This is a genomic window from Micromonospora sp. NPDC005161, assembly GCF_053599855.1.
This window is the reverse complement of the sequence record NZ_JBSFYQ010000013.1, coordinates 69293-90319: the sequence shown is the minus strand read 5'-3', so window position 1 is coordinate 90319 and position 21027 is coordinate 69293. Positions and strand designations below refer to the sequence as shown.

General features: G+C 72.4%; 19 protein-coding genes. 4 read left to right on the top strand and 15 right to left on the bottom strand.

Annotation, left to right across the window (positions count from 1 at the left end):
* Positions 1-12 precede the first annotated feature (12 nt).
* Positions 13-3513, bottom strand: a complete 3501-nt coding sequence (gene metH / locus ACWD5O_RS15180; protein ID WP_450085713.1) for a methionine synthase — start codon at positions 3511-3513, stop codon at positions 13-15.
* A 277-nt stretch (positions 3514-3790) separates the two neighbouring features.
* Between metH and ACWD5O_RS15175 the strand changes: the two genes are divergently transcribed.
* Positions 3791-4660, top strand: a complete 870-nt coding sequence (locus ACWD5O_RS15175) for a PAC2 family protein (protein ID WP_450085653.1) — start codon at positions 3791-3793, stop codon at positions 4658-4660.
* A gap of 137 nt (positions 4661-4797) precedes the next feature.
* Positions 4798-5589 (top strand): GntR family transcriptional regulator, encoded by a 792-nt coding sequence (locus ACWD5O_RS15170; protein ID WP_450085652.1) that lies wholly within the window; start codon positions 4798-4800, stop codon positions 5587-5589.
* Between the two features lie 232 nt (positions 5590-5821).
* Here ACWD5O_RS15170 and mshC read toward each other — a convergent pair whose 3' ends face one another.
* From mshC to ACWD5O_RS15135, 7 genes are all read right to left on the bottom strand, one after another.
* Complete coding sequence (mshC, locus tag ACWD5O_RS15165; protein ID WP_450085651.1) at positions 5822-7060, bottom strand: cysteine--1-D-myo-inosityl 2-amino-2-deoxy-alpha-D-glucopyranoside ligase; 1239 nt, start codon at positions 7058-7060, stop codon at positions 5822-5824.
* Positions 7061-7126: 66 nt separating this feature from the next.
* A complete protein-coding gene (locus ACWD5O_RS15160) occupies positions 7127-7945 on the bottom strand; it encodes an SCO1664 family protein (RefSeq protein ID WP_450006430.1) in 819 nt (272 codons plus the stop codon).
* On the bottom strand, positions 7942-8520 hold the full coding sequence (locus ACWD5O_RS15155) for a DUF3090 domain-containing protein (protein WP_450085650.1): 579 nt from the start codon (positions 8518-8520) through the stop codon (positions 7942-7944). Before ACWD5O_RS15155 ends, ACWD5O_RS15160 begins: the two co-directional genes overlap by 4 nt.
* A 139-nt stretch (positions 8521-8659) precedes the next feature.
* Positions 8660-9364 (bottom strand): MSMEG_4193 family putative phosphomutase, encoded by a 705-nt coding sequence (locus ACWD5O_RS15150; RefSeq protein WP_450085649.1) that lies wholly within the window; start codon positions 9362-9364, stop codon positions 8660-8662.
* A 422-nt stretch (positions 9365-9786) separates the two neighbouring features.
* Positions 9787-10104, bottom strand: a complete 318-nt coding sequence (locus tag ACWD5O_RS15145; RefSeq protein ID WP_450085648.1) for a hypothetical protein — start codon at positions 10102-10104, stop codon at positions 9787-9789.
* A 332-nt stretch (positions 10105-10436) separates the two neighbouring features.
* On the bottom strand, positions 10437-12131 hold the full coding sequence (locus ACWD5O_RS15140; RefSeq protein WP_450085647.1) for a DUF4012 domain-containing protein: 1695 nt from the start codon (positions 12129-12131) through the stop codon (positions 10437-10439).
* Positions 12132-12323: 192 nt separating this feature from the next.
* Positions 12324-13568, bottom strand: a complete 1245-nt coding sequence (locus ACWD5O_RS15135; protein WP_354962175.1) for a glycosyltransferase family 4 protein — start codon at positions 13566-13568, stop codon at positions 12324-12326.
* A gap of 168 nt (positions 13569-13736) precedes the next feature.
* On the opposite strand from ACWD5O_RS15135, the gene ACWD5O_RS15130 reads away from it, so the two are divergent.
* Complete coding sequence (locus tag ACWD5O_RS15130) at positions 13737-14291, top strand: arsenate reductase/protein-tyrosine-phosphatase family protein (protein ID WP_450085646.1); 555 nt, start codon at positions 13737-13739, stop codon at positions 14289-14291.
* Here ACWD5O_RS15130 and ACWD5O_RS15125 read toward each other — a convergent pair.
* Complete coding sequence (locus ACWD5O_RS15125; protein WP_450085645.1) at positions 14272-15732, bottom strand: polysaccharide biosynthesis tyrosine autokinase; 1461 nt, start codon at positions 15730-15732, stop codon at positions 14272-14274. The two genes, ACWD5O_RS15130 and ACWD5O_RS15125, sit on opposite strands and share 20 nt — an antisense overlap.
* A gap of 336 nt (positions 15733-16068) precedes the next feature.
* Between ACWD5O_RS15125 and nhaA the strand changes: the two genes are divergently transcribed.
* Positions 16069-17439, top strand: a complete 1371-nt coding sequence (gene nhaA / locus ACWD5O_RS15120; RefSeq protein WP_450085644.1) for a Na+/H+ antiporter NhaA — start codon at positions 16069-16071, stop codon at positions 17437-17439.
* A gap of 79 nt (positions 17440-17518) precedes the next feature.
* Here nhaA and ACWD5O_RS15115 read toward each other — a convergent pair whose 3' ends face one another.
* The 6 genes from ACWD5O_RS15115 to egtC form a co-directional block, all read right to left on the bottom strand.
* Positions 17519-17716 carry a hypothetical protein gene (locus tag ACWD5O_RS15115; RefSeq protein WP_354962179.1) on the bottom strand — a complete coding sequence of 66 codons (198 nt, stop codon included), beginning with the start codon at positions 17714-17716 and terminating at the stop codon, positions 17519-17521.
* Complete coding sequence (locus tag ACWD5O_RS15110) at positions 17713-18042, bottom strand: hypothetical protein (protein ID WP_450085643.1); 330 nt, start codon at positions 18040-18042, stop codon at positions 17713-17715. Before ACWD5O_RS15110 ends, ACWD5O_RS15115 begins: the two co-directional genes overlap by 4 nt.
* Positions 18042-18404: a DUF1622 domain-containing protein gene (locus ACWD5O_RS15105; protein ID WP_450085642.1), complete on the bottom strand. Its 363-nt coding sequence runs from the start codon at positions 18402-18404 to the stop codon at positions 18042-18044. The genes ACWD5O_RS15110 and ACWD5O_RS15105 overlap by 1 nt, the downstream gene beginning before the upstream one ends.
* 39 nt (positions 18405-18443) lie before the next feature.
* A complete protein-coding gene (locus ACWD5O_RS15100; RefSeq protein WP_450085641.1) occupies positions 18444-19031 on the bottom strand; it encodes a TMEM165/GDT1 family protein in 588 nt (195 codons plus the stop codon).
* Positions 19032-19246: 215 nt separating this feature from the next.
* The gene (gene egtD / locus ACWD5O_RS15095; RefSeq protein WP_450085640.1) at positions 19247-20212 is read right to left on the bottom strand and encodes an L-histidine N(alpha)-methyltransferase; all 966 of its coding nucleotides are present in this window, start codon (positions 20210-20212) and stop codon (positions 19247-19249) included.
* Positions 20213-20263: 51 nt separating this feature from the next.
* Positions 20264-21010 (bottom strand): ergothioneine biosynthesis protein EgtC, encoded by a 747-nt coding sequence (gene egtC / locus ACWD5O_RS15090; protein WP_450085639.1) that lies wholly within the window; start codon positions 21008-21010, stop codon positions 20264-20266.
* Between the last annotated feature and the right edge of the window lie 17 nt (positions 21011-21027).

Sequence of the window (21027 nt, the reverse complement as noted above, 5' to 3'; positions counted from 1 at the left end):
CACCTGCACTCGTTACTTGGCGTTGAAGTAGCTCGCCTCCGGGTGGTGGACCACGATGGCGTCGGTGGCCTGCTCGGGCATCAGCTGGAACTCCTCGGACAGCTCCACGCCGATCCGCTCCGACCCGAGCAGCTGCACGATCTTCGCCCGGTCCTCCAGGTCGGGGCAGGCCGGGTAGCCGAACGCGTACCGGCAGCCCCGGTAGTCGTTGCGCAGCAGGCCGGCCAGGTCCGCCGGGTCGTCGGCGGCGAGCGGGCGGCCGTCGGGCAGGGTCAGCTCGGCGCGGATGCGCCGGTGCCAGTACTCGGCGAGGGCCTCGGTGAGCTGCACCGAGAGGCCGTGCACCTCCAGGTAGTCGCGGTACTCGTTGCGGGCGAACAGCTTCGCCGCGTACTCGCTGACCGGCTGGCCGACCGTGACCAGCTGCAACGCGACCACATCGAGCTGGTCGCCCTTGGGCCGGAAGAAGTCCGCGAGGCAGAGCCGTCGCTCCTGCCGCTGCCGGGGGAAGGAGAACCGGGCGCGCTCCGCGTGCCCGTTCTCGTCGAGCACCACCAGGTCATTGCCTTCGGAGTACGCGGGGAAGTAGCCGTACACGACGGCTGCCTCCAGCACCTGGTCGGCGATCAGCCGGTCCAGCCAGTAGCGCAGGCGTGGCCTGCCCTCGGTCTCCACCAGCTCCTCGTAGGACGGTCCGCTGCCGCCCCGGGCGCCGTTCAGCCCCCACTGCCCGCGGAAGGTGGCCCGCTCGTCGAGCAGCGCCGCGTAGTCGGCCATCGGCACACCCTTGACCACCCGGGTGCCGAAGAACGGCGGGGTGGGCACCGCCACGTCCGCGGCCACGTCGGAGCGGACCGAGGAGTCGTGCAGCTCCGGCAGCGACTCGCTGACCATCGACCGCTGCCGTTCGCGGCGGGCTCGACGGGCCGCGAGAGCCGCCTCCCGCTCCGGGTCGATCACCGGCGCGCCGCCGCGCTTGGCGGTCATCACCCGGTCCATCAGGGACAGCCCCTCGAACGCGTCCCGCGCGTAGTGCACCTGCCCGGGGAACGTCGACCGCAGGTCGTCCTCGACGTAGGCCCGGGTGAGCGCCGCCCCGCCCAGCAGCACCGGCCAGCGCTCCGCGACCCCGCGGGTGGCCATCTCGGCGAGGTTTTCCTTCATGATCACGGTGCTCTTGACCAGCAGCCCGGACATGCCGATCGCGTCGGCCCGATGCTGCTCGGCGGCGTCCAGGATGGCGCTGATCGGCTGCTTGATGCCGATGTTGACCACCTCGTAGCCGTTGTTGGACAGGATGATGTCGACCAGGTTCTTGCCGATGTCGTGCACGTCGCCGCGCACGGTGGCCAGCACGATCCGGCCCTTGCCGCCGTCCTCGGTGGTCTCCATGTGCGGCTCCAGGTAGGCCACCGCGGTCTTCATCACCTCGGCGGACTGGAGCACGAACGGCAGCTGCATCTGCCCGGAGCCGAACAGCTCGCCGACCACCTTCATCCCGTCCAGCAGGATGTCGTTGATGATCGACAGCGGGGCCCGGCCGCCGGCCATCGCGGCGTCCAGGTCCGCCTCCAAGCCGTTGCGCTCGCCGTCGATGATCCGCCGCTTGAGCCGCTCGTCGAGCGGCAGCGCCGCCAACTCCTGCGCCCGGCTGGCCCGCGCGCTGGTCACGTCGACCCCCTCGAAGAGCTCGAGGAAGCGCTGCACCGGGTCGTACCCCTCGCGGCGCCGGTCGTAGACCAGGTCCAGTGCGACCTCGCGCTGCGCCTCGGGGATCTTCGACATCGGCAGGATCTTGCTGGCGTGCACGATCGCCGAGGTCAGGCCGGCCTGCACGCACTCGTGCAGGAACACCGAGTTGAGCACCTGCCGGGCCGCCGGGTTGAGCCCGAAGGAGATGTTCGAGATACCCAGCGTGAAATTGACCCCCGGATAGCGGCGGGCGATCTCCCGGATCGCCTCGATCGTCTCGATGCCGTCGCGGCGCGTCTCCTCCTGCCCGGTGGCGATCGGGAAGGTCAGCGCGTCGATCAGGATGTCGCCGCGGTCCATCCCCCAGCGGCCGGTCAGGTCGTCGATCAGCCGCCCCGCGACCCGGACCTTCCAGTCCCGGGTACGCGCCTGCCCCTCCTCGTCGATGAGCAGCGCGACCACCGCCGCGCCGTGCTCCCGCACGACCGGCATCACCCGCGCGTACCGGGAGTCGGGGCCGTCACCGTCCTCGAAGTTCACCGAGTTGACCACGCACCGGCCGCCGAGCATCTCCAGCCCGGCCTCGACGACGGCCGGCTCGGTGGAGTCCAGCATGATCGGCAGCGTCGACGCGGTGGCGAACCGACCGGCCAACTCCCGCATGTCCTGGGTGCCGTCGCGGCCGACGTAGTCCACGCAGAGGTCGAGCAGGTGCGAGCCGTCGCGCGCCTGACTGCGGGCGATCTCCACACAGGCCCGCCAGTCGCCGGCCAGCATCGCCTCCCGGAACGCCTTGGAGCCGTTGGCGTTGGTCCGCTCCCCCACCATCAGCACCGAGGCGTCCTGGGCGAACGGCACCGGGTGGTACACCGACGAGACGCCGGCTTCGTGCCGCGGCTCACGCGACGCGGCCGTGACGCCGTGCAGCCGCTCGGCCAGCACCCGGATGTGCTCCGGCGTGGTGCCGCAACAGCCGCCGACCAGGCCCACGCCGTACTCGGTGCTGAACCGCTCCAGCGCGTCGGCCAGCTCCACGGGAGTGAGCGGGAAGTACGCGCCGTCGGCGGTCAGCACCGGCAGGCCGGCGTTCGGCATCACCGACAGGGGGATGCGGGAGTGCTGCGACAGGTACCGCAGGTGCTCGCTCATCTCCGCCGGGCCGGTGGAACAGTTCAACCCGATCAGGTCCACCCCGAGCGGCTCGATCGCCGCCAGCGCCGCGCCGATCTCACTGCCCACCAGCATCGTGCCGGTGGTCTCCACGGCGACGTGGCAGATGATCGGCACCGGCTGGCCCAGCTCGGCCATCGCCCGCTTCGACCCGACCACCGCCGCCTTGACCTGGAGCAGGTCCTGGCAGGTCTCGATGATCAGCGCGTCCGCCCTGCCGACGATCAGCCCGGCGGCGTTCTCCTGGTACGCGTCGCGCAGGGTGGCGTAGTCGGCGTGCCCGAGGGTGGGCAGCTTGGTGCCCGGCCCGATCGAGCCGAGCACGAACCGGGGCCGCTGCGGGGTGCTGGCCGCGTCGGCGGCCTCCCGGGCGATCCGGGCCCCCGCCTCGGACAGCTCCCGGATGCGGTGCGGGATGTCGTACTCGCCGAGGTTGGCCAGGTTGGCGCCGAACGTGTTGGTCTCCACGCAGTCCGCGCCGGCGGCCAGGTAGGCGTCGTGCACTCCGCGCACCACGTCCGGCCGGGTGACGTTGAGGATCTCGTTGCATCCCTCCAGCCCGTCGAAGTCGTCGAGCGTGAGGTCCGCGGCCTGCAGCATCGTGCCCATCGCCCCGTCGGCGATGAGGATCCGGTCGGCCAGCACATCCATCAACGAAGTCCGCACCCGTTCAGGTTAGTGCGGTCGCCATCGCACCCCACCGCCGTCCGCGCCCGATCCCATATTGTGTCAGCGGGATCACCCTGTCCGGTTCGTCATTGTATGCCTGGTCGTGGGTCCGGCCGACCGGCGCGGCCGACGGGCCGCACCCCGGCCCGGCACGTAGGCTGACGGACGTGAAGGACAACAGGGACGCCACCGTGCCCCACGGCCCGACGACCGGGCACGGTCCCGGCGTCGGCCGCGACAAGCAGGGTGAGGTGACGGCGTGACCGAGTTCGACGGACTGCCGGTGCTGCGGTCCCCGGTGGCCATCGCCGCGTTCGAGGGCTGGAACGACGCGGCCGACGCGTCCACCGCCGCGGTCGAGCACCTGGAGCAGGTGTGGAACGCCCGGCCGGTCACCGAGCTGGATCCGGAGGACTTCTACGACTTCCAGGTCAGCCGGCCGACCATCACGATGGCCGACGGGGAGACCCGCCGGGTGGAGTGGCCGACGACCCGCTTCATGGTGGCCAGCCCGGAGGGTACCGATCGGGACGTGGTGCTGATCCGGGGCATCGAGCCGAGCATGCGCTGGCGGACGTTCTGCGAGCAGGTGCTGGAGATCTGCCACAGCCTCGAGGTGGAGCGGGTGGTGCTTCTCGGCGCGTTGCTCGCCGACGTGCCGTACACCCGGCCGCTGCCGATCAGCGGCAGCGCCTCCGACGCGCAGGCCGCCGAGCGCTACCAGCTCACCCCCACCCGGTACGACGGGCCGACCGGCATCGTGGGCGTGCTGCACGACGCGTGCAGCCGTGCCGAGGTGGACGCCGTGTCGTTCTGGGTGCACGTGCCGCACTACGCCAACAACCCGCCCTGCCCGAAGGCCACCCTCGCCCTGCTGCACCGGGTCGAGGAGGTCGTCGACCTGCCGGTGCCGATGGCCGACCTGGCCGAGGAGTCCGCCGAGTGGGAGCAGCGTGTGCGCAGCGCCGCCGAGCAGGACGCCGAGCTCGGCGAGTACGTCCGCGAGCTGGAGGAGCGGGTCGGCGACGAGGGGATCACCCCGTTGACCGGTGACGAGATCGCTCAGGAGTTCGAGAAGTACCTGCGGCGTCGGGGCGGTTCGGCGGGCCCCACCGCCGGCTCCTGGTAACGCCTCTCCCCCGTTCACGTTCGGGCCCTGGACCTTCTGGTCCGGGGCCCGTTTTCGTCTTCTCCCGGGTGTGCGGGGTGGCGAGGTCACACCCTCTAGGGCATCCTAGGAACCTAGCTGTGATCAAGGAGGCGGGTATGCAGATCAACCCCGGGGCCGCGGAGTTCCCGCACCGGCAGATCGCCGCGCAGCTCAAGGCCCAGGTCCGCCGCGGTGACTGGGCGCCGGGCGAGCGGCTGCCGTCCATCCCGGCCATCGCCGAGATGTTCGGCGTCGCCAAGCAGACCGTGCAACGCGCCGTCGACCAGCTGCGGGTCGAGGGCATTCTGATCACCAAACCCGGCTCCGGTACGTACGTCCGGGGCACCCGCCGCCGGCTCAACCGGCTCTCCCGCGGCCGGTACGGCGGCTTCCGCGGCTACCACACCGACCTGGCCGCCCGGTACCGGCAACAGCTCGTCTCGGTCGGCCGCTCCCCCGCCCCGGCCGAGGTCGCCGACGCGTTCGGGGTGCCCGACGGCACCGACCTGCTCTGCCGCCGGCACCTCGTGCGCACCGACGACTCCCCCGTCGAGGTGGGCGCCTCCTGGTTCCTGCCCGCCGACACCGCCGGCACCTCGCTGGAGCGCGCCGAGGCGTTCGGCCGGCCGCTCTACCAGGAGGCCGAGGAGGCCACCGGACGGCGGTACGTCTCAGCCACCGACACGATCAGCGCGCGCCAGCCCAGCCGGGACGAGGCCGAGACCCTTCAGATCCGGCCCGACACGCCGGTGCTGCACCTGCTGCACGTCGCGTACGACGCCCACCACAAGCCGATCGAGGTGGCCCAGGCCACCTGGCCCGGCCCAATGACCACCCTCACCGAGGAGTACAAGATCCCCGCCCCAACCCCAGACCCAACCCCCGACTCGGGCCTGGTCCTGGGCTGAACCGGACCCCCAGCTCAGCGCCTGCCCCCTGCTCACTCCTGTCGACCATGAGGTTGACGGGTCCAGCAGAGATCGAATCGCCCGCCAACGTCATGATCGACTCGACGTTGCGCGGTGATCGACTCGGCTTCCTGGAAATCGGTGCGTCGCACCGGCCCGGACACCGCGCCTTCATGGAAACCGAGTCGATCACGACGCGACGCAGCGCAGCGCAGCGCGGCGGCGCTGGTGGTTAGAGGTGGATGCCGAGGAGGGCGTCCACCGTCTTGGCGAAAAGGGCTGGGGCCTCCGGGTCGTCCTTCGCGCCGGCGAGGGTTGCGTCGGCCCAGTTGTCGGCGACGGCCAGGGCACCGGGGCTGTCGAGGTCGTCGGCCAGGCGTTCGCGTACCCCGGCCAGCAGCTCGGCCCCGGACGGCCCGGCGGGCGCGGCGGCGGCCCGGCGCCAGCGCGCCAGCCGCTCCTGAGCGGCGGTCAGCAGCTCGTCGGTCCACGTGCGGTCGCTGCGGTAATGCCCGGACATCAGGGCCAGCCGGACCGCCATCGGGTCGACCTTGTCGGCGCGCAGCCGGGAGACGAAGACCAGGTTGCCGCGGGACTTGGACATCTTCTCGCCGTCCAGGCCGATCATTCCGGCGTGCACGTAGTGCTCCGCGAACGGCGCCTGACCGGTGAGCCGCTCGGCGTGCGCGGCGGACGCCTCGTGGTGCGGAAACAGCAGGTCGTTGCCGCCGCCCTGCACGTCGATCCGGTCGCCGAGCAGGTTCAGCGCGATCACCGCGCACTCGATGTGCCAACCGGGGCGGCCCGGGCCCAGCTCCCCGCCCGGCCAGGACGGCTCGCCCTCGCGGGCGCCACGCCACAGCAGCGGGTCCAGCGGGTCGCGTTTGCCGGCCCGGTCCGGGTCACCGCCGCGCTCCGGGAAGATCTCCAGCATCTGCTCCCGGGTCAGGTTGGACTCGTAGCCGTACCGGCCGGTGGCGGAGACGTCGAAGTAGACGTCGCCGGTGCCGTCGTCGAGCTGGTACGCGGCCCCGTCCTTGAGCAGCACCTCGACCTTGTCGGCGATGTCCGGGATCGACTCGACCGCGCCCACGTAGTGCTCCGGCGGGATGATCCGCAGCGCCTCCATGTCCTCCCGGAACAGCGCCGTCTCGCGCATCGCCAGGACCACCCAGTCCTCGCCGTCACGGGCGGCCCGCTCCAGCAGCGGGTCGTCGATGTCGGTGACGTTCTGCACGTACCGCACCGGACGGCCGGCGTCGCGCCACACCCGCTGCACCAGGTCGAAGGTGATCATGGTGGCGGCGTGACCCAGGTGCGTGGCGTCGTACGGGGTGATGCCGCAGACGTACATGCTCCCCGCGTCGGCCGGCTCACTCGGGTGGACACCCTGCCGTGCCGAGTCGTACAACGCCAACGGCTCGCCCCTGCCCGGCAGCCGTGGCACCTCGTGTCCCGCCCAAGACTCCATGGCCTCAGCCTAGCCAGCCCCACGACCGCCCCGGGCCGCCCCACGGGTGATCAAAATGACAGTGGATCACATGGGCGGCCAGGGCACCGCCGGCCAGTCCTCGGACGGCTGCGGGAAACGGCCGGTCTGCCGCAACACGTCGATCCGGGCGGCCAACTCGGCGATCTCGCTGATCGTCAGGTGGTCGGCCAGCTCCGCGCCGAGCGCCCCGGAGACCTGGCCGGCGAGCCCGTCGAGCATCTCCACGGCGTCCGGTGGCAGCTGCTTCCCGGACCAGCCCCAGAGGACCGTACGCAGCTTGTCCTCGACGTGGAAGCTCACCCCGTGGTCCACGCCGTAGATCCGGTCGTCGGCGCCGACCAGCACGTGGCCACCCTTACGGTCGGCATTGTTGATCACCGCGTCGAGCACCGCGAGCCGGGCCAGCCGCGGGTCGTCGGCATGTGCCAGCGCGTACGCGGCGCCGTCGTCGTCACGGGCGGCGGCGATCGGGAACCAGCGCGGCGGCAGCTCCTCGGCGGGCACGAACCCGACCAGCGGCTCGGCGTCCTCCGGCTCGTCGATCCAGAGCTGGCAGGAGCCTGGCCCGAACGGGCCGTCCCGGAGCACGGTGGGCGGCACCAGGTCCCAGCCGCTGTCCCGGGAGACCAGGTACGCGGAGACCTCCCGGCCCGCGAGGGTGCCGTCGGGGAAGTCCCAGAGGGGGCGCTCGCCACGGACCGGCTTGTAGACACAGCGCGCAGAGAGGTCGTCCAGCGTCAGGATGCCGCGCAGGGTGGTGTTCGACGCGTCGACCAGCCGCCCCTCCAGGTCGAGCGCGCCGTCACGCAACAGCCGCAGCGCGGCGTCGCCGTCCTGGCGGGGCTGGAGGCCGGACGACGTCACCGGTGGTAACCGTTGTGCCGCGGGCAGAGGTGCCCGGCGGGGTCCAACGGCTGGCCGCACAGCGGGCACGGCGGCCGGCCCGCGTTCACCACTCGCCGGGCCCGCTCGATGAACTGGCGGGTTGCCTGCGGGGTGAGCCGGACCCGGAGCCGGTCCAGGTCCTCGTCCGGCTCGTCGTCCTCGTCGTCGTCCTCGTCGTCCTCGTCGTCCAGCTCGACCTCGGCTTCCACCTCGCCGGCGGCGATCGCTTCGATCACCACGGTCGCGGTGTCCACGTCGAAGGCCAGCCCGAGGGTCCCGACCCGGAACTCCTCGTCGACCGGAGTGTCCAGCGGCTCGTTGTCGCCCACCACCGGCGCCAGCTCGGGCAGGTCCACGCCGAAGCGCCGCTGCGCCTCGGTGAGCAGCTCTTCCAGCTTCTCGGCGAGCAGGGACACCTGGACCTTCTCCAGCGCGACGCTGACCAGCCGGCCGCCGCCGCGAGCCTGCAGGAAGAACGCGCGCTCCCCCGGCGGGCCGACGGTCCCGGCGACGAACCGCTCCGGCGGCTCGAAGACGTGCACCTGGTGGGTCATACCCACGACCCTATCCGGCCCGCCATGGCATCGCGCACCCCACCGACCCGAATCGCCCTGGCGGCGGCGCGCCCGGCGTACCGGTGGCTGTACCCGGGCGTGGCGACCTCTCGGCCGCCTGCCGGCACCCGAGACGGCGTCATCGCGGCGCACCAGCCCCACCGCCGACGGCCGCGTCGGAATCACCCGCGCGGGTCGCCCGCCGACGCCGCTTGCGCGGCGGCGGCACCAGGGCGGCGAGATCGCCGCCGGTGTCGTTGAGCCGGACCAGAAAGGGCCGCAGCGGCGTGAACCGGATCGCGGTCACCGACGCCGGGTCGGCCACGATCCGCTGAAAAAGATCCAGGTGTACGCCGAGCGCGTCCGCCACGATGGCCTTGATCACATCACCGTGGCTGCACGCCAGCCAGACCGCCTCAGGCCCGTGCTCGGCGCTCACCCGGGCGTCCCACGAGCGCACCGCCGCCACCGCACGCGCCGCCATCGCGGCCATCGCCTCCCCGTCCGGGAAGACCACCGCGCTGGGGTGCTGCTGGACCACCGGCCAGAGCGACTCCTTGGCGAGCTTCTTCAGTGGCTGTCCCTCCCAGCTGCCGTAGTCACACTCGATCAACCCCTCCTCAACCACCGGAGCGGCCTGCGGAAGCGCCAGTTCCAGGGTCTGCCGGCAGCGGATCAGCGGACTGGTCACCACCGCCGCGAGCGGCACCTCCCGCAGCCGCTCGCCCACCGCGGTCGCCTGGGCCCGGCCCGTCTCGTCCAACTCGACGGGCTGGCGGCCGGCCAGCCCACCGTCCGCGTTCGCGGTGGTCCGGCCGTGTCGCAGAAGCAGAAGGGTCGCCACGGGACCACCCTATGACCTGTTCCAGGCCTTCGACCGTCGCGGGGTTCCTGGGTGGGGCGTGGTCGGATGTCGTATTTGCCTCGGGGTTGCATTGCGGGATCCGCCACCGCCCATCCTGGGTCCGGCGCACCGAGGTGCGTGTAACTCTGGCTTTGGCCGGTGTGCCGGGTTGGTGCGGGGTGGGGCCCGCCGTGCCCGGCGCAGGGATCAAGCCTGACCGCCCGGAGCCGGGCACGGCGGGCCCCACCCCGCACCAACCCGGCACACCGGCCAACCGACCCCGCAGAACGGCAGGCCCAGCAGAGAGGCACGCCGCGGAAGGCGCACCGGCGTCAAGGCACAGGCAGGCTGGCGCCCGTCGGATACTCCGACGGACGCCAGCCTGAGGTGCTACCGGGCCCTGCCCGGGTTCGCGGTGCCGATCAGTGCGCGGCCCCACCAAAGCGCTGGCGACGACGCCACGCGAGGGTCAGCAGCAGCATGACCGCGCCGGCGCCGACCAGGCCGCCGCCGAGCTTCATGGGCGTGCTGAGGCTGCTACCAGTGACGGGCAGCGGCTGCTTCTTGTGCAGCACCCGAAGCTCCGTGCTGGCGCTCCGGTCGGACTCCCGACCGGCGGTGAAGGTCAGCAGACCCGTCACCGACGGCCGGTAGCTCTTGCTGAACCGGCCCTGGTAGTTGGTACGCGCCGTGAAGTTCAGCGGCGCGCTCGCCTGGTACGCCACCGGGGCCATCGCCACGGTGCTGCCGTCGCTGCGCCGGCGCCTGACCGGCGGCCGGGGCCGCCAGCGGCGTGACCGACACGACGATGTTGACGGTCTCGTTCCGACCGAAGCCGGTGCCGGTCAGCACGACCGTCTCGCCGAGGTAGATCGTCGGCCGGTTGACGGTCAGCAATGGGGGTGCGGGCACGTACGGCGGTGGCTGTGGCGTGTCCGTGATCGACGGCGACGGCTGCGGCTGCGGCTGCGGCTGCGGCTGTGCCGCCCCCGCCGCGGTCGGCACGGCCACCACGGCCAGGCCGACCGTGAGCGCCATGATGATGCGGGATAGCCGCATGATTGGTTCCCTCCTACTGGTCACAGCTTGGTGCGGAGTGAACTCGGGTGGTCCAAGGGCTGGCGGTGGGGGTCAGCCACAGCTCGGCCTGTCCGACGCCGGTCTTCGCGGTCAACACGGTGACCTCTAAGACCCGTTCGGCGCCGGGGCTCGCCTCGACGTTGGCCGTGGCGACCTGCCGGCGTCGTTCGGTGCCGCTGCCCATGGCGATCTCCGTGCCGTCGAGGCGCGCGTCGAGCACACTTCCGCCCGCCGGACTGAAGATCGACACCAGCGTGCGGATGGTGTACGGGTCCCCTGCCATGCCGAGGCCGAGGACCGACTCACTGAGTCCGGACTTCGGCGCCGTCGAGCGCAGGGTCACCCGCAGCCGGAGCTCACGGCGGCCGTCGGGCCGGCATTCACCGACCGTGAGGTTCGCCGTCGGCCGCAGGTAGTAGCCGAGCTTCGCGCCGCTGCCGTCGTTGAGGAACACGCCGACCGTCGGCACGGTGTCCTGTTCCGGAAGCGTCCCGGCCATCCGGCTGTCGCCGAACGTCCGCTGTTCCTCCGGTCGGGCACTCCAGAACAATATCCGGCGTTCGGTGATAGCACGGTCGAAAGCGGACAACAACACCCGAGGGTTGACATTCTTCTTAAAAAAGGCGTCAAACACCGCCGCGGCGGACGCCGTGAAGAACGCGTCCTGCTCCTTGATGTCCAACCGCTGGTAGGTGTCGCTGAGCAGGGTCTGCACGACCTTTTCGCTGGCCAGCGGGACGCCGCCGGGCACCAGGACCGGGCCGGTCGCCTTGAGCAGGTAGGACAGCACCACCGGGTCGACGGCGAGCACGCCGTCGACCGTGGTGCCGGTCTTGCGGCGGATCATCTCCCGGTACAGCGCGGCGGCGGTCGGGAAGTGCGGGGTCAGATTGACGTCGGCGGGATAGATGCCGGGCAGATCGGTCCAGACCGCCTTGACCTCGGCGGGCAGCTTCAGTGCGGGGCTGAACCGGCCGAGGGAGGCGCTGCTGCCCTGCTGGCCCATCTTGACCTGGCCGTTCTCGGCCTCGATCATCGCGTACGCGCCGAACATGCCGCCGGTGGCGCGCAACTCGGCCAGGTTCTGCGAGACCAGCAGGTACCGACGCGGGCCGTTCGCGCCGAGTAGCGGCGGCAGCAGTCGTGCGCCCTGGTCGGCGGCCGTGGTGAGGCCGGCCAGCCGGTCGATCTCGCCGCGCAGGTCGGTCAACGCCTGCCGGATCTGGCTGACCAGCCGGTCGGCGGGCACCGCGGCCAGGTCGCGACGGGTGCGCTGCACCGCGCCGTCCACCCGGGACAGCTCGGCGGACGCCCCGCTGAGCCGTGCCAGATCCAGCCGACCCTCGGTCGGCACCAGGCTGGTCAGGTCCATCCGGAGCAGCGTCGGGATCTCCTGCCGGGCCAGTTCGTCGATGGCCACGGCGATCTGTCGGACCGCGCCGAGATCATCACCGGCGATCGGGGTACGTCGACCGAGCTTCCAGGCAGGGTCGGCGGTCGCGGCCCGGGCCGCGCCGGACTGCTCCTGGAGGGCGGCGAGGGTCCGCAGGGCACGATCGGTGTCCCCACCGACCACCTGGGCGCTCAGCTCGCGGGCCAAGCCAGCGGCGTTGAGCAGGTGGGCCCGGGCCTGCCAGCCGCGGAAGCCGATCCACCCGCCGGTCGCGAGCAGCAACGAGCCGACCACCAGGGCACCCAGGAGGGCCCGTCGCAGTCGGGCACGCCGGCGACGCCTGGACCGGCTTCGCCGCCGGCTCGGTCGTTCGCTCTCCTCCGTCACACCACACTCCCATTTGGTGGAATCGGACAGAAGGTCCGATATCCCTGACGTTCTTAGCATGCGTCGAGGGACTACGTACCGTTTAGCGATTCTCGTCCTTTACGCGAGGTTCCCTCGCGGGTCGACGCGCTCGGTGACCCGGCCGGCCGCCTCGTGCAGCAGCCGCTCGATCCGGTCCACTCCGGCCGGCAACGACATCTCCCGCAGGTACGCCTCCCGGCCCCGGCGGCCCATCTCCGCGCGCGCGGACGGGGGGATGGTGGCGGCAAGCCAGAACCGGTCGGCCAGCGCGGCCCAGTCCTCCGGCGGGCAGGACAACCCGGCCCGGACGCGTTCCACCAGGTCGGCGGTGTCCCCGCCGGCCGACGCGACCACCGGCGCGGCGCAGGAGAGCGCGGCCTGCAGCTTGCCGGGCACCATGCCCCGCAGCTCCGGCAGGTCGCGCAGCATGACGAGCTGGTAGTCGGCGGCGGCGTACAGCTCGGGCATGTCCACCGGGGAGCGTCGCTCCACGAAGCGGACGTTCTCCGCGCCCAGGTCGGCGGCGAGCCCCCGCACCCGCCGCTCGTCGCTGCCCGAGCCGACCAGGACCAGCTCCATCGTGCGGTCCAGCGCCGCGGCGGCCCGTACCGCGGTCTCCAGCCCCTGCCGGGCACCGATGGTCCCGGCGTGCATCACCACGCACCGACCGTCGCGCCCGACCAGCTGGCGGGCCGCCGGCCCGGGCGTCGCCGGGTGGAAGATCCGCTCGTCGGTCCAGTTCAGCACCAGCCGGACCCGGGCCGGGTCCGCGCCGGCGGCGACCACCAGGTCCCGCATCGACGGCGCGGCCACGGCGACCCGCGCGGCGGCCCGGTAGACGCGGGCCATCGCGGCGCCCATCCGTGCCGCCCAGCGTCCGTCGCCGGCCTCGTCACCGCCGTCGCGCGCCCAGACGTCCTGCACGTGCACCACCGCCGGCACCCGGCCGAGCAGCCGGAGCACTCCGGCGGCGGCGAATGTGGTGGCCGGCAGCTGAAAGACGTAGAGCGCGTCCACGCCGCCGAGGAACCGGCGTGCGGTCAGCGTCGCGCTGCCGGCGAAGGAGAGATAGCTGGCCATCCTGCCGCCGGTGGACGCGCCGCCACCAGAGTACCGGGGCACTCGACGCACGGACAGCCGCTCGCTGTGCGTCTCGTGGTGCCAGTGCTGGCGCCAGCCCGGGTAGACGTGCCCACCCGGGTAGTCCGGGAACCCGGTGAGCACCCGAACCTCGTGCCCCCGTGCGGCCAACTCCTCGGCGAGGCTGCCGGGGATGAACGCCGGCTCGGGCGGAAAGTGGTACGACAGGATGCCGATCTTCATCGGGCCACCGCCGTCCACGATGGATCCGCCTCGGTCGGCGCGGCACCGCGACCGGCGGGGGCCCGGTCCGCGTACGATGCCGACAACCCCTCCCCGCGCGGCCACCGGCGTCGACGCACCGCGCCAGCGGTGCGTCGGCCCGCGTCCGTACCGATGAAAGGGGCACCAATGGTCGACCGCGTGCTGTTCGTCTGCCACGCCAACCTGTGCCGGTCGCCGATGGCCGAGTACCTGGCCCGCCGACTGCTCGCCGACCGGCCGGTCACCGTGGCCAGCGCCGGCACCGACGCGATGGACGGACTCGCCATGCACCCGTACGCCATGGAGATCGCCGCCGAGGCCGGCGCGAACCCGGCGCCGTTCCGCAGCCGGGCGCTGCGCGCCGAGCATCTGGCGGACGCGACGCTGGTGCTGACCGCGACCCGGCGCCAGCGGTCGGTCTGCACCGCGCTGGCGCCGGCCGCGCTGCACCGGACGTTCACCCTGCGCCAGTTCGGCCGGTTGGCCGCGGCGGCTGAGCCGCAGGCCGAGTCGGCCGACGACTCGCTGCGGGCCGCGATCGCCGCCGCCGCCCACGCCAGGGGGCGGCTGCAACCCGCCGCCCCCGACGCGGACGACCTACGGGACCCGATCGGCGGCACCGCCGCCGACTTCCGACGCTGCGCCGAGGAGATCGAACGATCGCTACGACCCCTCGCCGCGCTCATCGGGGCAGCCGGGTGAGTTCCTGGGTGCGGTCGCTGACGCCGTTGACCCCGGTGCTCTCGCTGTGCTGGGCGGGCGTCGCCCGGTCGGTCGGGACCGACGGCGTGGCCGTGGAGGCGACCACCCGGTAGGCCTCGTACTGGTACGCCTCGGCCTTGGCCACCTTGGCCATGTTCAGCACGCAGCCGAGCAGCCGTACCGAGACCGAGTGCAGGGAGCGGGCCGCCGCGGCCACCTGGGTCCGGGAGGTCCGACCCTGCTGGGTCACCAGCAGCGCGCCGTCGGCCTGCACGGCCACCACCACACCGTCGGTCACCGCGAGCAGCGGCGCGGTGTCGATGATCACGATGTCCGCCGACTCGCGCAGTGCCAGCAGCAGGTCCGCCATCGCCTTGGAGCCGAGCAGCTCACTCGGGTTTGGCGGGGCGGAACCGCTGGGCAGCACGAGCAGGGACTTGTCGCCCCAGCGCTGCACCACGTCGCCGACCTGGACGTCACCGACCAGTACGTCGGTGAGGCCGACCCCGGCGTCCAGGCCCAGGTACTCATCGACCTTGGGGCGGCGCAGGTCCGCGTCGACCAGCAGCACCCGCCAACCCGCCTCGGCCAACGCGATGGCCAGGTTGCAGGAGAGCGTGGTCTTGCCCTCGCCCTGCAGAGCGCTGGTCACGGCGATGACCCGGGCCGGCTCGTGCACGTCCACGAAGCGCAGGTTGGTGCGCAGCTTGCGGACCGCCTCGGCCCGCGCCGAGGTCGCGGCGTCGCCGACGATCAGCGGTGCGGAGCGCGCGCCGCTCTCGAACGGGATCTCACCGAGCAGCGGGCTCCCGGTGGCACGTTGCAGACCGGCGGCGTCGCGCAGCCGCACGTCGGCCACGCCGCGCATGATCGCCAGGCCGACGCCGAGCAGCAGACCGGCCAGCCCGCCGAGGGTCATGTTCCGTACCGGCTGCGGCGAGACCGGGCTGGCGCTGACCCGGGGACCGCTGACCACCTCGATCTTGATCGGGGCCTTGCCCTCGGGTGGCGTCTCGACCCGCTGCACGAGCTCGACGAACTTCGCGGCGAGGGTCTCTGTCACCCGCAGCGCCCGACTCTGGTCGGTATCGGTGATCGACGCGCGCAGCAGCACGGTGCCGGCCTCGGTGGAGGTGCTCACCCGGCGCTGCACCTCGTCCGCGGTGAGCCCGACCGGGTTCTCGGCCACCACGCTCTGCGCGAGTCGGTCGCTGCTGAGCAGGTCGGCGTACGACTTGACGCGCTGCTGAAGGAAGAGCCCACCCTGATAGGCGTCGGCGACGCCCTGGTTGGGGGTGGTGACGAAGAACGTCACCGAGGCGACGTACCGGGGTTGGGCCCGTACGGTCACGAACGCCGAGACGCCCAGGGCCACCATGACGGTGACCAGCACGACCCACCAGTGCCGACGCACGTGGCGCAGTTGGCGGAGCAGGTCCATCAGGCGCGCCTCCGTGCCGGTCCGGTTACGCCAAAGAACTTCACGAAAACCCCCAAGGTCGTTTGTAAACTCGTGAAACCATTAAAGCCGCTCATACGCCTTATGTCCGGAGTTATGCGTTTTCAGCGGTGACAGTGCGCCCGCATGCCCAACCCGAGAAACGTCCATTCGGCAGCGGTGACATCGGGGAAAAGTCGACAGCCGATCGGCCGGCACCGGATCGCCCCTGCGGTCGCCGGCACGGACGAGCCCGGATAGGGTCGACAGCGGTGTGCCGGGAAGCCTGGTCGGCGAATGGATTCCTGCCGTCCCGACATCCCGAGGTGAGCGCCGCCGATGATCGACCGCACCCCACCGTCCGACCGGTCCCGGCCGCCACGGCTGTTCTCCCGATCGTCCTGGCCTGAGGCCCGGCACCTGGCCGACGTGCTGCGCACCGAGACCGTCGGCGGCGCGCTGCTGCTGCTCGGCGCCGTGCTCGCGCTGCTCTGGGCGAACTCCCCGTGGGCCGACTCGTACGCGCGGCTGAGCCACTGGGCGCCCTGGCCCGGCGGCGCACGCTGGCACCTCGACCTGGACCTGGCCACCTGGGCCGCGGACGGCCTGCTGGCCATCTTCTTCTTCGTGGTGGGCCTGGAGCTCAAGCGGGAGTTCGTCGCCGGTGAACTGCGCGACCCACGCCGCGCCGCGCTGCCGGTGGTGGCCGCGCTCGGCGGAATGCTGCTGCCCGCGCTGATCTACCTGGCGGTCGTCCTGACCGCGGGCGGGGAGGGGCTGCGCGGCTGGGCGATCCCGACCGCCACCGACATCGCCTTCGCGCTGGCCGTGCTCGCCGTGGTCAGCTCACACCTGCCCCAGGGCCTCCGCGCCTTCCTGCTCACCCTCGCGGTGGTCGACGACCTGTTCGCGATCACCATCATCGCGATCTTCTACACCGCCGACTTCCATCCGGCACCGCTGCTCGCCGCGCTGGCGCCGATCGCGCTCTTCGCCCTGCTGGTGCGGCGCGGGCGCACCTGGTGGTGGGCGCTGATCCCGCTCGCGGTGGCCACCTGGGCCCTGGTGCACGCCTCCGGGGTGCACGCCACGGTGGCCGGTGTCCTGCTCGGATTCACCGTGCCGGTGCTGGCCACCCGCAGCCGGGCGGGCGGCGCGCAGGCCGCCGACCGGCCGGCGGTCGGTGCGAGCGGGGATGCCGGCGGGCTCGCCGCGCACCTGGAACACCGCTGGCGACCGGTGTCGGCCGGCTTCGCGGTGCCGGTCTTCGCCCTGTTCGCCGCCGGCGTGACGCTGCGCGGCACCGACCTGGGCGCCCTGGTGACCGACCCGGTGGTGATCGCCATCGTCGCCGGCCTGGTATTCGGCAAGAGCATCGGAATCTTCGGGGCGACCTACCTGCTGGCTCGGTTCACCCGCGCCGAACTGGACGAGGACATCACCTGGTCCGACCTGCTCGGGATCGCGATGCTGGCCGGCGTCGGGTTCACCGTGTCGCTGCTCATTGGCGACCTGGCGTTCGGCGCCGGCAGCACGGCCGACGACCGGGTCAAGGCGGCCGTGCTGACCGGGTCGTTGATCTCCGCCGGGTTGGCCGCCATCGTGCTGGTACGTCGCAACGCCGTGTACCGGCGGGTGGCGGAGCGGGAGCGGCTGGACGCCGACGGCGACGGCGTGCCCGACGTCTATCAGCGCAACGGCGACCGCTGACCGGGACGCCCAGCCCGGCGGCCGACCGCAGCGCTTTCCCGGCGGCCGCCGTCGACCGGGGCCCGCCGCCACCGTCCGGTCAGCGGCCGCGTTCGGCGGGCCGGCGCTCCTCGGTCTCCTCGGACAGCGCCTCGGCCGCCGGCTCGGTCAGGTCGTCGCCGGGCACCGCCACCTCCTCGGCGAGGTCCTGTTCGTCCGGCTTCCCGCCGGGCGGCGGCTCGGGAGCGGTGGCATCGCCGGCGAAGCCGTACTCGTTCGGTTCGTCGTGCCTGCTCATGTGGTCGTCCTTCCACGTGCGCCGGTTTCGCCTCGTACCGCCAACGGTAGGTGGTGATCGTCCGCGGCGCAGGGCCGCCGGAATTGTCGACGCGACCGCGGCGGGAAGGCGCCCAGCGCCACCCCGAGCAACTGGCGCAGCGCGACGATCGCCGCCGAGCCGACCAGGGAAGCCCAGCTCGGATCGCCGGCCAGCCGGAGCAGACCGGCCGCGGTCAGCAGGTCCAACAGCACCCGGACGGCGCTCCGGCCGGCCCCGGTGCTGAGCAGGGTCACCACCGCGGCGACCACGGCCAAGGCGGTCACCACGGTGACCAGCGCGCCCATCACGTGGAGCGCTCCCCCTCGGTCACCTGCCGCTGCTCCTGACGGATCTCCCGACCCAGGAAGTAGTTCAGCGCCGTCCGGATCGTGGCGATCGCGGCGAGCTGACCGATCTGGGTGAACGACGGGGACACCGCGGTGCGCAGCACGTCGGCCGCCAGCTGGAACTCCAGACCGAGGGTCAGAAACCGGCCCAGGGTGAGCCGGATCGGCGTGAAGACAGCGGCGGTGCGGTGTCGCAGCCCCTCGACCACGAACCGCACCGCCGCCCAGACCGCGCCGACGAAGATCACCAGAGCGCCCGCGACCTCCACCACGGCGACCAGTACCGCGTCGCCCTGGCGCAGGAGCTCCGCCGTATCCACCCCGGGCCGTTACCCGCCACCGGCGCGGGTAGTCGGCGCTCAGGTCAGCTGGCTCACCGCCTCCAGGATCAGCCAGAGGCCGCAGATGGCGAAGAGCACCGCGGCGCCGTACTTGATGGCCTTCTCCGGCAGGCGGCGGCCGAGCATGCGGCCGACCAGGATGGCCAGCGCGTCCGCGGCCACCATGCCGATGGTCGAGCCCAGCCAGGTGCCGAACCAGCCGTACTTGGTGGCCAGCGTGATCGTGGCGAGCATCGTCTTGTCGCCCAGTTCGGCCAGGAAGAACGCCACCGAGACCGCGATGATCGCGGACTTGCTGGTCTTCTCGGCCTTGCGCTTCTCCTCGTCGGTCAGGCTGTCCCCGCGCAGGGTCCACGCGCCGAAAGCGAGGAACGCCAGGCCGGCCACCAGGGTGATCCACTCGGTGGGCAGCACGGCGCCGAGACCCGAGCCGATGGCGACCGACGCCAGGTGCACCACCGCCGTGGCGACGGTGATGCCGATCAGCACCGGAACCGGCCGGAACCGCGTGGCGAAGGTCAGCGCCATCAACTGGGACTTGTCCCCCAGCTCGGCGACGAAGATGACGCCGAAGCTGATGAACAGCGCGGCGAAGAATCCCTCCATGGCACCCTTCCCGTTCACGCCGGGAGGAGGTGCAGGGGCGCCCTCGACCCGGCTCCAAGAGCCTGAGTCGAAGGTCTCGCCCGCCCCGGAGACCGGGGCCGCGTGGCCGGATGCGGAACGCACCAGTATGTCGACCACGACATTGGGGGCTACTCCCCTTCGCGCGACCAGCGTAGCCGATCACCATTCGGACCGGCGGGGGCGGGTGAACCAGCTCACCGCGCCCGGGCCAGGGTCACCCCGAAAAGCCCATCCGGGTCGGTCCAGAACTCCGCCGCGACAAAACCCGCCGCGGCCAGCTCGGCGGCGACCCCCGCCGGGTGGAACTTCGCCGAGACCTCCGTGCGCAGCTCCTCCCCCGCGGCGAACTCCACGGTCAGGTCCAGCACCCGGACCCGCATCGGCCGGGTCGCCCGCAGCCGCATCTCGATCCACTCATGGTCCGGATCCCAGCGGGCGACGTGCTCGAACGCCTCCGGATCGAAGTCGGCGCCCAGTTCCCGGTTGATCACGTGCAGCACGTTCCGGTTGAACTCGGCCGTCACCCCGGCCGCGTCGTCGTACGCGGGCACGATCACCGACGGGTCCTTCACCAGGTCGGTGCCGAGCAGCAGCCAGTCGCCGACCTCCAGCGCGGCGCGCATCGCGGCCAGGAACTCCGCCCGCTCGGCCGGCAAGAGGTTGCCGATGGTGCCGCCGAGGAACACCACCAACCGCCGGCCGCCGGTGGGCATCCGGTCCAACTGCCGGGTGAAGTCCCCGACGATGCCGCGGACCCGCAGCCCCGGATAGTCGGCGGCGATCTCGGCGGTGGACCCGCGCAGCGCGCTGACCGACACGTCGAGCGGGACGAACGTGCCCAGACCGCCCTGGCGGGTGAAGGCGTCCAGCAGCAGCCGGGTCTTCTCGGACGAGCCGGAGCCCAGCTCGATCAGTGTCTTGGCCTCGGTCAGCGCCACGATGTCGGGAGCTCGCTCGGCCAGCACCGCCCGCTCGGCCCGGGTCGGGTAGTACTCGGGCAAGCGGGTGATCTCCTCGAACAGCTCGCTGCCCCGGGCGTCGTAGAACCACTTCGGCGGCAGCCACTTCTGCTCGGCGCTCAGCCCGGCGCGGACGTCCTGGCGCAGCCCCCGCTCCAGGTCCTGCTGTTCGAGGTAGATCTCCAGCGGTTCCGCCGTCATCACATCGCCTCTCTCGGATCGGTCAACCGTTGCGTGCCCCGCCGGTGCGGCTCACCGGGTCGGCAGTGGGCTCACCCGCACCTCGCTCGCAGTGGCGGTCACCAGGTGCCCCTCCGGCACCGGCCGCCAGCCGGGGTCGTCGTCGTGCGGCTCGGAGACGAGCAGCATCGAGCCGGCCCCCGCGCGTACCGACAGCGCGTGCCCGGCCACGCTGGCCACCGCCCGGCGCCCGTCGGTGAGCAGCAGGTTGAGCCGTGACCCCGGCGCCGCCGCGGCGACGTCGGCCACCGTCCGACCGACCGCCTCCACCGGATCGGCGCCGGCGCGCAGCCGCTGCCGGACCAGCGCCCAGAGCAGCGCCGAGTCGGTGGCGGCGTCCAGCGTGAGCAGGTCGCGCACCGGCAGGCCGGCGGCGAGCGGCACCACGGCGTCGGGCCAGCCGCGCACCACCCCGTTGTGGCTGAACAGCCACCGCCCCTCGGCGAACGGCGCGGCGGCGCCGTCGAGCACCGCCATACCGACGGTGGCCGAGCGGACCGCGGCGAGCACCGCACCGGCGCGGGTCACCGCCGCGAGCTGGGCGATGGTCGGGTCGCTCCAGATCGGCTGGGCACGCCGGTAGCGCACCGGGTCGCCGTCACCCGGGTACCAGCCGACGCCGAACCCGTCGGCGTTGATCGTGCCGCCGCCGCGCATGTCGCGGGGCGCCCACGACTGCCGCACCAACGAGTACGGAGGATCGAACAGCAACTCGGCCAGGGTGACCGGTGGCCCCAGGTAGGCCAGGTGGCGACACATCAGCGCCCCCGGCCGGC

Bases quoted from the DNA above. Each gene is read 5' to 3' on its own strand.
- mshC (WP_450085651.1), bottom strand. From the start codon at position 7,060: ATGGAGTCTTGGGCGGGACACGAGGTGCCACGGCTGCCGGGCAGGGGC.
- ACWD5O_RS15110 (WP_450085643.1), bottom strand. From the start codon at position 18,042: ATGGGCGCGCTGGTCACCGTGGTGACCGCCTTGGCCGTGGTCGCCGCG.
- metH (WP_450085713.1), bottom strand. From the start codon at position 3,513: ATGGATGTGCTGGCCGACCGGATCCTCATCGCCGACGGGGCGATGGGC.
- nhaA (WP_450085644.1), top strand. From the start codon at position 16,069: ATGATCGACCGCACCCCACCGTCCGACCGGTCCCGGCCGCCACGGCTG.
- ACWD5O_RS15155 (WP_450085650.1), bottom strand. From the start codon at position 8,520: ATGACCCACCAGGTGCACGTCTTCGAGCCGCCGGAGCGGTTCGTCGCC.
- ACWD5O_RS15170 (WP_450085652.1), top strand. From the start codon at position 4,798: ATGCAGATCAACCCCGGGGCCGCGGAGTTCCCGCACCGGCAGATCGCC.
- ACWD5O_RS15100 (WP_450085641.1), bottom strand. From the start codon at position 19,031: ATGGAGGGATTCTTCGCCGCGCTGTTCATCAGCTTCGGCGTCATCTTC.
- egtD (WP_450085640.1), bottom strand. From the start codon at position 20,212: ATGACGGCGGAACCGCTGGAGATCTACCTCGAACAGCAGGACCTGGAG.
- ACWD5O_RS15130 (WP_450085646.1), top strand. From the start codon at position 13,737: ATGGTCGACCGCGTGCTGTTCGTCTGCCACGCCAACCTGTGCCGGTCG.
- ACWD5O_RS15115 (WP_354962179.1), bottom strand. From the start codon at position 17,716: ATGAGCAGGCACGACGAACCGAACGAGTACGGCTTCGCCGGCGATGCC.
- ACWD5O_RS15125 (WP_450085645.1), bottom strand. From the start codon at position 15,732: ATGGACCTGCTCCGCCAACTGCGCCACGTGCGTCGGCACTGGTGGGTC.
- egtC (WP_450085639.1), bottom strand. From the start codon at position 21,010: ATGTGTCGCCACCTGGCCTACCTGGGGCCACCGGTCACCCTGGCCGAG.
- ACWD5O_RS15135 (WP_354962175.1), bottom strand. From the start codon at position 13,568: ATGAAGATCGGCATCCTGTCGTACCACTTTCCGCCCGAGCCGGCGTTC.